The sequence below is a fragment of the Lichenihabitans sp. Uapishka_5 genome, from assembly GCF_033947565.1.
GTDB lineage: Bacteria > Pseudomonadota > Alphaproteobacteria > Rhizobiales > Beijerinckiaceae > Lichenihabitans.
The window spans coordinates 21,555-32,660 of record NZ_JARPVX010000043.1 but is presented as its reverse complement, the minus strand read 5'-3'; the positions used below and the strand labels follow the sequence as shown (position 1 = coordinate 32,660).

Genomic DNA, 11,106 nt, shown 5'->3' with positions numbered 1-11,106 from the left:
CACCCCGGCCGCACCCCCGGCCCGGTGCCGCCACCCCAACGGCAGAAGACGGCACCACGCCCTGAAGCCCATGAGCCTTACGAGGCGCCGACGATCATGTCGCGGATGCGCGCCGCCAGCACGTCGAGCGCGAAAGGCTTGGTCAGGATATGCATGCCGGGATCGAGGTGCCCGTGGCCGATGACGCTGTTCTCGGCATAGCCGGTGATGAACAAGACCTTCAGGCTCGGGCGGGCCACCCGGGCCGCGTCGGCCAGCTGCCGACCGTTCATCCCACCGGGCAGCCCGACATCGGTGACCAGCAGATCGATTCGGACGCCCGATTGCAGCACCCGCAGGCCCGCCGCACCATCGCCCGCCTCGAGAGCCGTGTAGCCGAGATCCTCCAGCACCTCGACCACCAGCATCCGCACCGTGGGCTCGTCATCGACCACCAGCACGGTTTCGCCGGCCAGTGCCTGGGCGATTTCAGCCGCGGGATCGTCCGGCAGCGCGTCGGGCGCCATCACATGGTAGCGGGGCAGGTAAAGGCACATGGTGGTCCCCTGCCCGACCTCCGAATACACCCGCACCTGACCGCCCGACTGCCGGACAAAGCCATACACCATCGACAAGCCGAGCCCGGTGCCCTGCCCGATAGGCTTGGTGGTGAAGAAGGGGTCGAAGATGCGGGCGATCACGTCGGACGACATGCCATGACCGGTGTCGCTGACGCAGACCGACAGATATTGCCCAGGCGCCAGGTCGCGTTCGCGGGCGCCACGCTCGTCGAGCCATGTGTTGGCGGTCTCGACCGTGATGCGTCCGCCGTCCGGCATGGCGTCGCGCGCGTTGATGCAAAGGTTCAGCAGCGCATTCTCGAGCTGCGGCGGATCGATCAACGTGCCCCAGCGGCCCGGGGCCGTCACCACCTCCAGCGTCACCTGCGGCCCGACGGTGCGCCGGATCATCTCTTCCATGCCGGTGACCAGCCGGTTGACGTCCGTCGGCTTGGGGGCGAGCGTTTGGCGCCGTGAAAAAGCCAGCAGGCGATGGGTGAGGGCCGCGGCCCGCCGGGCCGCCCCCTGGGCCGCCACGACGTAACGGTCGACCTCGCCGATGCGGCCCTGGCTGAGCCGCGCCTGGATCAGCTCGAGCGAGCCCGAGATGCCGGCCAGGAGATTATTGAAATCATGGGCGATGCCGCCCGTCAGCTGGCCCACCGCCTCCATCTTCTGCGACTGGCGCAGCGCCGCCTCGGTGGCGCGCTGTTCCGTCAGGTCCCGTCCGACGATGTGGAACAGGGCCGTGCCGGGATCCGGCACCGCGGTCCACATGATGATCCGCGCCTGACCGTCACGGGTCAGCACGCGATCGCTGAAGCCCGACACGGTTTCGCCTGCGGCAAGCCGCAGCACCACTTCGACGATCTCGGCATGGTCGGCCGGGTCGACGATCTCGAGAAAAGGGCGGCGCAGCAACTCCGCCTCGCTCCAGCCAAGCAGCGCCGACCAGGCCGGGTTGACGCTTTTCAGGCGACCGTCGAGGGTCGCGGTGCCCATCAGGTCGTTGGTGGTTTCCCACAGGCGGTTGCGCTCGCGGGTGCGCTCGGCCACCTCGCGCTCGAGCAGCGCCGCCACCTCGGATTGCTGCCGGCGCTGGTCGTCGACATCGGTGTTGGTGCCGACCCAGCGTCGGAGGGTACCGTCGGGATCGCGCACCGGTTCGGCGCGCGACAAGAACCACCGGTAGGCGCCATCGGCACGCCGGATGCGGAACTCGGTCTCATAGATGGCGCCGGTTGCCAGCGCCAAAGACCAAGCGCGCCCGGCGCGCGACAGGTCGTCGGGATGCACGATGGGACTGTCGGGCAGCATGCCGTCGAGCGTGCCCGGCGCCACGCCCGCATAAGCGTAGACCTGCTGATTGAACCAATACAGGCTGCCGTCGGGCCGCGCGGCCCAGACCTGATTGGGCACGCTCTGGCTGAGGACGCGGAACTGTTCTTCGCTGTCCCGCAGAGCCCGCTCGCTCCGCTTGCGTTCCGTCACGTCCTGGAACAGCACCGCGACCTGCCGGCGGCTTGCCGGCTCGATCCGGAAAGCCGCGAGCGCGAGAAACCGTCCCGTGGCTTCGAGTTCGCGCTCGAAGCGGATCGGCACGCCCGTGCGCAACACCTCGCCATAGCGCTGCACCCAGTCGTCGGCTTCAGCCCCCACCATTTCGCGCAGCTTCCGCCCGACCACATCGGGGATGCCGGCGTGTTTCGCGTAAGCGGCATTCGCCTCGACGTGGACGTAGTCGCTCAACGGTCCATGCGGGCCGTCGAAGAATTCGATGACGCAGAACCCTTCGTCGATGGTGTCGAACAGCGTGCGATGGCGTTGCTCGCTGTCGGCCAGCCGGGCCTTTTCGGCTTCCAACACCGCAACACGGCGTTGCAGCGTGAGCACGCGCTCATCGCTCGTCTCCCCATCGGGGCTTTGACGCTCAGGCGATGCTTTGCCGGACAACCCTGACACGTGGCACTATCCATTTGAGTGCGCGCCCCTCCGTAGCGACGCGTCCTGGTGGAAGCGGTCGTCGGGATCGCGCACGGTTCGATTGCAGCAGCGATGTCAACCGGCTTTGATGGGCAAATGTTCAAAGCAGTCCACCATGTCGCGATCATCGCGGGCGACTATCCCCGGTCGCTCGCATTCTACCGCGATACGCTCGGCTTCACGATTCTGGCCGAGCACTTCCGCGAGGACCGCCAGTCCTGGAAAGGCGACCTGCGTCATGGTCTGGTGCAGATCGAGCTGTTTTCCTTCCCGGAGCCGCCGCCACGTCCGAGCCGCCCGGAAGCCGCCGGGCTGCGCCATCTCGCCCTGGCGGTCGACGATGTTGTGGCGGCCGCGCAAGTGCTGGCGGCCCGCGGGGCTGCCGTCGAGCCGATACGGGTCGATCCCTATACCGGCTGCCGCTTCACCTTCCTGGCCGACCCCGACGGCCTGCCGATCGAACTCTACGAGGCGTGACGGATCGGCATTGAACCGGATCGCCGCCTCGGCCAAGGTGACGCGAAAAGGAAGCGTCGAGCATGGCCCACGATCACCATCACGCGTCGGGAGGCGACGGGCATGGCCATGCCCATAGCCACGGCCACGGCCATTCCCATGCGCCGGCCGATTTCGGGCGGGCCTTTGCGATCGGCGTCGCCCTCAACGGCGGCTATGTGCTGATCGAGGCCGTGTATGGCTTCGCCTCGGGCTCGCTCGCCTTGCTGGCCGATGCCGGCCACAACCTGTCGGACGTCTTCGGGCTGGTGCTGGCCTGGACGGCCGCCACCATGGCCAAGCGGCGCCCGACGGCACAGCGCACCTATGGCTGGAAGCGCGGGCCGATCCTGGCCTCGCTCGGCAATGCGGTGATCCTGCTGATCGCCACCGGGGCGATCGGCATCGAATCCGTCCGCCGCCTCCTGCATCCCGAACCCGTGATCGAGACGACCGTCATCTGGGTCGCGACGATCGGGGTTTTGGTGAATGCCGGCACGGCGCTGATGTTCATGGCAGGCCGCAAGTCCGACCTGAACGTGCGCGGCGCCTTTGTGCATATGGTGGCCGACGCCGCCGTGACGGTAGGCGTGATCGCGGCGGCTGTGGCGATCGGCTGGACCGGATGGCTGTGGCTCGACCCGCTGGCGAGCCTAGTGATCGCGGCCGTGATCGTGGCCGGCACCTGGGGGCTGCTGCGCGACTCGCTGTCGCTCGCCATGGATGCTGTGCCGCCCGGCATCGACGCCGGGGCGGTGCGGGCCTACCTCGGCGGCCTGCCGGGCATCGACGAGGTGCATGACCTGCACATCTGGGGCCTGAGCACCACCGAGACGGCCCTGACGGCCCATTTGGTGCGCCGCGACGCCACTGGCGACACCGAACTGGTCGACCGCATCTGCCGCGACGCGCGCGACCGTTTCGGCATCGGCCACGCGACCATCCAGCTCGAAACGCCGGACGGGGCGGCCCGCTGCGGGCTGCGTCCCGACCACGTGGTGTGATCCTGCCCCCCGGAAGGGAGCCCTAGGAGGAAACAGACTGCCCTACCGGCCGCCACTGCCCTTCGGGCCGCGCTTGCGTCGCTCCACCTTCTCGGCGCGCGGCAGCGCCTCGAAGGGCAGTTCGCCCGACGCGTCCGGGTTCACGGGCCCAGAAGCCTCGATCGGCGTAGCGAAGCGGGCCTCGCCGACGCTCAGCCCGGGCTCGTCCCCGGCTGTCACCGGATCCGGCTTGCGTCGCGGCGCATCCGTCGGCTTATCAGTGAATCGGATGGCCATGCGCTGATCCGTGCGGGAGGGGAAGCAGGAGTCCGGCCTGCCATGGTCGGCATCGTCGCACAAGCCACGGCCTGGCGCGCGGCTGCGGCGAAGCGGCTCACGAGCCGCCATTCTCCGCGGTGGTGGGCGATTGCTTCGGGGCCGCTGCCTTGTCGGCGCCCTGCCCATCCTGCTTTTCGTCCTCGGACCGGGCCTCCGTGACCGTGGCGCCGTCCTTCAACGTCGCCGGGGGGTTGAGGACGATGCGCTCGTCCCCTTTCACCCCGTCGCGGAGATCAAGCGTGGTGCCATTGTCACGGGCGATATTGACGGCAGCCATGTGGATCTTGCCGTCCTGCACGGCGGCGACCCGGGTTCCGGTTTGATCGAACATCAAGGCTTCGGCGGGGATGTTCACCTCTGCGGTGGTGCGCGGGATGGCAAACGACACCGACACATAAAGACCGGCCCGCAGGGCGCCCGACGGGTTCGGGATGTCGATCTCGGTGGTCAGGGTGCGGGACGAATACAACACCGCCGACGAAGTGCGGGTGACGGTGCCGGCGAACACCTGCTCGGGCTGTTGGGGCACCGCCACCTTGGCCGCAAGCCCGGTGCGGACGCCGGCCGACACGTTCTGCGGCACCCGCACGATCACCCGGATGGTCGAATCCCGCACCGCCGTGAACATCGGCGAGCCCGTCGACTGATCGGCGCTGACCAGCTCGCCGACATCCACGTTGCGCGCCGTGACGACGCCGTCAAAGGGCGCGCGCACGTCCTCGAAGGCCGTCAGGGCTTTCAGCCGGTCGATCGCGGCCTGCTGGGCCTTGATGTTGGCCCCCGCCACCGCGACGCCGGCCCGGGCGGATTCGACATTGGCCTGCTGGGTCTTGGCGTTGGCCTGCTGGGTGTCCCGGTTCTGCTGGGTCTCGTAGCCTTGCTGGGTCAGGGTGCTGGTGCGGGCGAGGTTCACCTGGGCCAGATTGACGTTGGCCTCGGCCTGGACAACCTGTGCCTTGGCCTGCACCAGCGCCGCCTCGGTCTGGCCGATCTGCGCTTCCGCCTGGGCGAGCTGCTGGTCGAGGTCTGGGGCCGCGATATGGGCCATCAGATCGCCCTTGCGCACCCGGCTGCCGATGTCCGTGAGGCGGCGGTCGATATAGCCGGTGGCGCGCGGAAAGATGTTGGCCGTATCGAGCGCCTGCGTTTCACCCGGCAGCGTCATGTCGATCGCCGAGTCGAGGCGCTTCGCCGCCACCGTCCGCACTTCGACAGGACGACCGGCCTCATTGTCGACCGTCGCCTTCGAGGCGGCGTAGGACCGCCAATGCTGATAGCCGCCCCAGCCCACCAGAACGAGCACAAGAAGCGCCACCCCGATGAACAGCGACTTCGGCGGCGCCTTGGACGGATTGTCGTCCGCCGCAGTGTCTTGTTCCGGAGCAGATTCTTGGCGCGACGGGGCCGTATCGTCGCCGTCGCGTGGGGTCGCGGCTCCTCCATTGGCTAGATCGATGACGTCGTGTTTCGGACGATCTCCGACGTCTGGCGCCGGCGAATGCGGTGATGGGGTGGCATCATCCCGAGCGGTGTCCTCGACCGCATCGGGCCGAGGATCCTCATGCCCGTCGGGAGCCATACGGTCGTCGTCGTGCGACACCCTGTCGATCATCGGTAATCCTCCACCGGACGGAAGGGGCCGCGCCGCAGCGTGGCGTAAAGAAACGGCACGAACAACAAGGTCGAGCATGTGCCGAAGGCGACGCCACCCAACACCGCACGGGCCAGGGCCGCATTCTGCTCGCTGCCCTCGCCGATGCCGATCGCCATCGGCAGCAGGCCCACGAACATGGCACCGGCCGTCATCAACACCGGCCGCAAACGCGTTTCGCCAGCCGCGATGGCCGCCTCGGGGGCGCTGCAGCCGGTTTCTTCGCGATGTTCCCGCGCAAAGGTGACCAGCAGGATGGAGTTGGCGCTCGCCACCCCGACGCTCATGATGGCGCCGAACAGGGCCGGGATCGACAGATTGGTGTGGGTGACGAACAGGCTCAGCAGGATGCCGCAAAAGGCGATCGGCAGCGCCAGCATGACCACCAGCGGATCACCCCAGCTCTGGAAATTGACCGCCATCAGCATGTAGACCACCAGCATGGCCAGCGCGAGGCCGAGCTCGATGCGGGTGAAGGCGCTGTTCATGCTTTCGATCTGCCCGCGCACGGTGATCTTGTCGGGGGCCGGCAGCTTCTTTTGCGCGGCTTCGACGATGCGGTCGATGTCGCTCGCGATGCCGCCAAGGTCGCGGTCCTGGGCGCTGGCGAAGATGTCGATGGTCGGCTGCGTGTTGACGTGGCTGATCACGGTGGGCTGAACGCCGCGCCGCATCGTGGCCACGGTGGACAACAGCGTCAGGGCGCCGGGCTGCAGGGCCGCCAGGGGATCGCCCGTCCCCGTGGCGGCCGCGGTCGACACGCCGATGGGATCGTTGACCACCGTCGAAGTGACCGCGAGCGGCGTGTTGGCTAGGTCGCTGAGCGACCCGTTGCGCCATTCCGGCGTCTGCACCCAGAGCTGGTAGGGGATGCCGGTCTTCGGGTCGGCCCAGAAGTTCGGCTGCACCTGGTAGCTGCCCGACAGCGACACGTTCATGGTTTGCGCGATCTGCTGCTCCGACAGGCCGATCTCGGCGGCGAGCTTGCGGTCGACGTCGACGAAGAACTCCGGCGCGTCGGGGATCTGGTGCATGTGGACGTCAACAGTGCCCCGCACGCCCGCCATCGCGTCCTGGATGCCACGCGCGACCTCGAGGTCCTTGGCGGCGTTACGGCCGCTGATCTGCACATCGATCGGCGTCACGGTGCCGAAGTCGAGGATCTGGGTGATCATGTCGGCAGGCTGGAAATAGAACACCACATCGGGGAACTTGCGGGGCAGCACCTCGCGCAAGGTCTTCATATAGCCGAGCGGGGACGCATGGCCCTCCTTCAGTGAGATGATCATCTGGCCGTCGTTATAGGCCACGAAGGACCCGTCCCCGAAGGCGAAGTTGTAGTTACTCGACGGCAGGCCGATGTTGTCGAGGATGAGATCGAGCTCGGCCTTCGGAATGGTGTCGCGAACCACCTGCTCGACGCGCGCAAAGGTCTGCTCGGCCGTTTCGATGCGCTGGCCCGGACGGGTGCGGATGTGCAGCGTCATGCTGTCGCCGGCAACCTGGGGGAAGTAGTCGCGGCCCGTGAACATCAGGATGCCGCCACCGAGCAGAAACACGCAGCCGACCACACCGAGCGTGGCGAGCGGCCGGGCGATGGTCGAGCGGACCAAGCCGCCATAGCCGCGCTGGAAGCGCGCGAACCCCGCTTCGAACCGGCCGTGGCCCCAACGGAGCCACGCCGAAACCGCTCGCGTGGCAGGCCGGAGCCGGCGGCCACACCATGCGAACGGCACGGCGACGACACGCCAGACAGCCCTTGCGCCCCTGACCAATGCGCCGCGGTGCTTCGGGGCGGAACCTTCGGCATCGCCCCGGTCGGCCGCATCGTCCACGGGGCCATAGCGCTTGGCATATTCGGCGCGCACCAGCACATCCATCATGATGGGCACCAGGGTCCGCGACAGGCCGTAGGACGCCAACATGGCAAACACCACCGCCTCCGCCTGCGGGGTGAAAAGGTATTTCGGTGCATCGGTGAGGAAGAACACCGACACAAAGGCGGCGCAGATCGACAAGGTCGAGATGAGGGCCGGCTTGGCGATCCCGGCGGCGCCTTCGGCGACCGAGTCGCGGAACGAGCGTCCCTCCTCCATCAGGCGGTAGGAGTTCTCGATCGCCACCGTGGCGTCATCGACCAGGATGCCGACCGCGAGCGCCAGACCGCCGAGCGTCATGATGTTGATGGTTTCGCCCAGGATCGCCAGCACGATCAACGAAAACAGGATCGACAGCGGGATCGACACCAGCACCACCAGGGTCGAGCGCCATGACCCCAGGAACAGCAGGATCATGGCGCCGGTCAGCCCGGCCGCGATCAGGGCCTCACGCACCACATCGTTGATGGCACCGGTGACGAAGACGGATTGATCGGCCAGGGGGCTGATCTCGAGGCCCTTCGGGGCGGCGGCGCGGATCTGCGGCAGGAAGGCCTTCACGGTGTTGACCACCGTCAGAGTCGAGGCCTCACCGTTCTTCAGGATCGTTTCCAGGACCGAGCGGGTGCCGTTCGCCCGCACGATGTTCAGTTGCGGCGGCGAGCCGTCACGCACATGCGCCACGTCCCGCACCAGAACCGGCGTGCCATCCACGACCTTGATCGGAAGGAGGTTCAGGTCGGCGATCAAGGCCGGCGAAGCATTGAGCCGGATCGGATATTGCAGGGCACCGATCTTCGACAGGCCCGAGGGCACCACGATGTTCTGCGACACCACTGCATTGGTGACATCGAGCGGCGTCAGCCCGTAGCCCTGCAACGCCTGCAGGTCGAGATCGACCATGACCTGACGCGGCGCGCCGCCGTAGGGCGACGGCAGGGTCGATCCCGGCACCTGCGTGAGGGTCTGCCGGATGCGATATTGCGCGTAATCGTAGATCTTGGCCTGACTGTCGGTCTTCGACGACAAGGCCAGTTGGATCACCGGCACCGAGGACGCCGAAAAGCGCATCACGACGGGCGGCTGCACGCCGGGCGGCATCACGGCCCGGATCGAATTCATGGCCGAGACGACCTGCGCGATGGCAAGGTCGATCGAGACACCGTCCTGGAAGTAGATGCGCTCCACCGCGGTGCCGGACAGCGTACTGCTTTCCATGCGGCGGATATTGTTGACGTTGTTGGACAGCGAGAATTCGCTGTAGGTAGTGATGCGGGACGCCATGTCGGTGGCGTTCAAGCCGTTATAGGTCCACACCACGACCACGACCGGGATGTTGACGTTGGGCAGAACGTCCTTCGGCGTGATGATACAGGCGCCGATGCCTCCCAGCAGAACCAGCAAAGCCACGACGTAGACGCTGATCCGGTATTTCAGCGCGTAAAGAACAAGACCCATCGCACGCTCCGCAGTGGCAACTTGGGGGATGGGGTTTCGTTGCCGTGTGCCACGGCCCTGCGGGATTCGGTCTCAGGCCTTCTCGTGTGGACGGCACGGCAACGGCTCGGGCACTGCAGCATTGTTGACCCGAGGCATGCGGCGCACCAGAAAGGCCAAAAGGGATCCCTGCGATGAAATCACCTGTTTTGAGCCTGATGATCGTGCTTGCGCTCGGGCTGCCGGCCTCGGCCGAGCCCCGCCACCACGGCCATTCCGCGCATCATCGCGGCCGCCATATCGTCGGCACCCACCCACGGCGGGGACAGGCAGGGTTTCCGATCACCGCGGCGCAGGATTCGATCCGCATCAACGCGGTCGGCGAGGTGATCTCCCAACCGGTGCCGATCATCCAGAAGGAACGCAACTTCAACGCGCGGGCCCGGCGCAACCTCGCGCCAGCGTCCACGGTCCAACCAAGCACGCCCGCGGCGGCACAGCCCTGACGGGCCGGGAGGCACGCCTCGAATTCGCTCAAAAAGCGTAAATGAAATGCATGGCTGCCTTGCATGAAGCGCGGCGCCATGCTTTAAAGCCGGCCTAGACAAAAAAAGAGCCGCCCGAAGGCGGCCCAAGTCTAGGGAGGAAACGCCCAAGAAGGGCATGCGACCAAAGTCGCATCGATACGGTAACACGGGCTGGCGCCTTGTCCAGCCCGTATCTGCGTTTGCGGTTACGATCCGGGCTTTGCGCGTCCCCTGTGGTGGAAAAGCCGCAGCCTTGCGGTCTCAAGCCGTCCCGTACGACACGTCATAGTGCAGGCGCACGAAGCCGCCCTCGAGGGCCTCGCACCGGCGCAGCGCCACGATGGTGCCGGGCGCGGGCGGCGGATCTCCGGGCTGCCCATGATCGAACAAGGCCGGCACGCCACGGCCGCCGTCGATCGCCGGGGCCAGCAACAGGCTGATCTCATCCACCAGGCGGGCCGCCAGCATGCTGCCGTTGAGGCCGCCGCCGCCTTCGACCAGCAGGCGATCGATGCCGAATGCCGCCTTCAGACTTCGCAGTACGCGCGCGAAGTCGATCGTGGCAACGCCGCCGAACAGATAGGACACGCCGGACGCCCGCAGGGCGTTGAGGTGCCGGTCCGACACGGTTTCGCACAACACCACCACGACATGGTCGTCGTCGATGGCGTTGCGGGCGCCCCAGTGCAGCGCCCCGCGGGCGTCGAGCGCAATGGCGTAGCCGCTCGCATCGCGCTTGGCGATATGGTCGGTGCGCGGCACCGGGGTCGGATCGTGGTCGTCGTCCGGCGTGCCGCGGGTGTAGCCCTGCATGGTGATGCGGCCGCACATCCAGGCGTCGCCCGCGAGTTCGCCATGCACCTGCTCGTAAAGGCTGCCGATGCCCGCGCCGCCCCAACGCCGCGTCTGGATGCGCCCATCGAGCGACGTGGCCATGTGGACCGCCACGGTGGGGCGGCTGGAATCGGAAGCCATCTCGAGCCTCGCAGGCAACGATCGGAAGGGGGTCAGGCAGCCGTGTAGCGGCGCGCCACATCGAGGCCGACACCGTCGCGGCCGAGGTCGAGCGCCACCCCCAGGGCCGTCGCGGCGGCATGGCGGGCCGCCTGGATGTCGCCGCCCAATGGCGCCATCCCGGCCGAAGCCGACAGGGTCAGCGGCACGCCGACGGGGGGCAGACTGCCGCTTCCGGCGAGTGCCAAGCCGACCGCCAGCGTCGCGAGATCGGCCGCGCCCGCGCCGTCGAGGGCCGGATCGGCCCGGGCCACCCGATAC

Annotated in this window: 9 protein-coding genes; 3 read left to right on the top strand and 6 right to left on the bottom strand. The window is 67.5% G+C overall.

Translation table 11 applies throughout. The features are described from left to right. Window positions 1-77: 77 nt before the first annotated feature. Window positions 78-2,432 (bottom strand): PAS domain S-box protein, encoded by a 2,355-nt coding sequence (locus tag P7D22_RS14680; protein ID WP_319934994.1) that lies wholly within the window; start codon window positions 2,430-2,432, stop codon window positions 78-80. 186 nt (window positions 2,433-2,618) lie between these two features. On the opposite strand from P7D22_RS14680, the gene P7D22_RS14675 reads away from it, so the two are divergent. Both P7D22_RS14675 and P7D22_RS14670 read left to right on the top strand, forming a co-directional pair. Next, on the top strand, window positions 2,619-2,999 hold the full coding sequence (locus P7D22_RS14675) for a VOC family protein (protein ID WP_319934993.1): 381 nt from the start codon (window positions 2,619-2,621) through the stop codon (window positions 2,997-2,999). Between the two features lie 62 nt (window positions 3,000-3,061). Beyond that, window positions 3,062-4,021 (top strand): cation diffusion facilitator family transporter, encoded by a 960-nt coding sequence (locus P7D22_RS14670; RefSeq protein ID WP_319934992.1) that lies wholly within the window; start codon window positions 3,062-3,064, stop codon window positions 4,019-4,021. Window positions 4,022-4,063: 42 nt separating this feature from the next. Here the strand turns inward: P7D22_RS14670 and P7D22_RS14665 are convergent, their stop codons facing one another. The 3 genes from P7D22_RS14665 to P7D22_RS14655 all read right to left on the bottom strand — a co-directional run bounded on the left by P7D22_RS14665 (window position 4,064) and on the right by P7D22_RS14655 (window position 9,325). Beyond that, window positions 4,064-4,297 carry a hypothetical protein gene (locus tag P7D22_RS14665; protein ID WP_319934991.1) on the bottom strand — a complete coding sequence of 78 codons (234 nt, stop codon included), beginning with the start codon at window positions 4,295-4,297 and terminating at the stop codon, window positions 4,064-4,066. 97 nt (window positions 4,298-4,394) lie between these two features. Continuing rightward, window positions 4,395-5,951 (bottom strand): efflux RND transporter periplasmic adaptor subunit, encoded by a 1,557-nt coding sequence (locus P7D22_RS14660; protein WP_319934990.1) that lies wholly within the window; start codon window positions 5,949-5,951, stop codon window positions 4,395-4,397. Further along, window positions 5,948-9,325, bottom strand: a complete 3,378-nt coding sequence (locus P7D22_RS14655) for an efflux RND transporter permease subunit (protein WP_319934989.1) — start codon at window positions 9,323-9,325, stop codon at window positions 5,948-5,950. Before P7D22_RS14655 ends, P7D22_RS14660 begins: the two co-directional genes overlap by 4 nt. 188 nt (window positions 9,326-9,513) lie before the next feature. On the opposite strand from P7D22_RS14655, the gene P7D22_RS14650 reads away from it, so the two are divergent. Continuing rightward, a complete protein-coding gene (locus P7D22_RS14650) occupies window positions 9,514-9,810 on the top strand; it encodes a hypothetical protein (protein WP_319934988.1) in 297 nt (98 codons plus the stop codon). Between the two features lie 282 nt (window positions 9,811-10,092). Here the strand turns inward: P7D22_RS14650 and P7D22_RS14645 are convergent, their stop codons facing one another. Together P7D22_RS14645 and P7D22_RS14640 are read right to left on the bottom strand one after the other, a co-directional pair. Then, on the bottom strand, window positions 10,093-10,806 hold the full coding sequence (locus P7D22_RS14645; protein WP_319934987.1) for a RibD family protein: 714 nt from the start codon (window positions 10,804-10,806) through the stop codon (window positions 10,093-10,095). Window positions 10,807-10,838: 32 nt separating this feature from the next. Then, window positions 10,839-11,106 (bottom strand): hypothetical protein (locus P7D22_RS14640; RefSeq protein WP_319934986.1); only part of this gene is annotated, 268 nt, incomplete at its 5' end.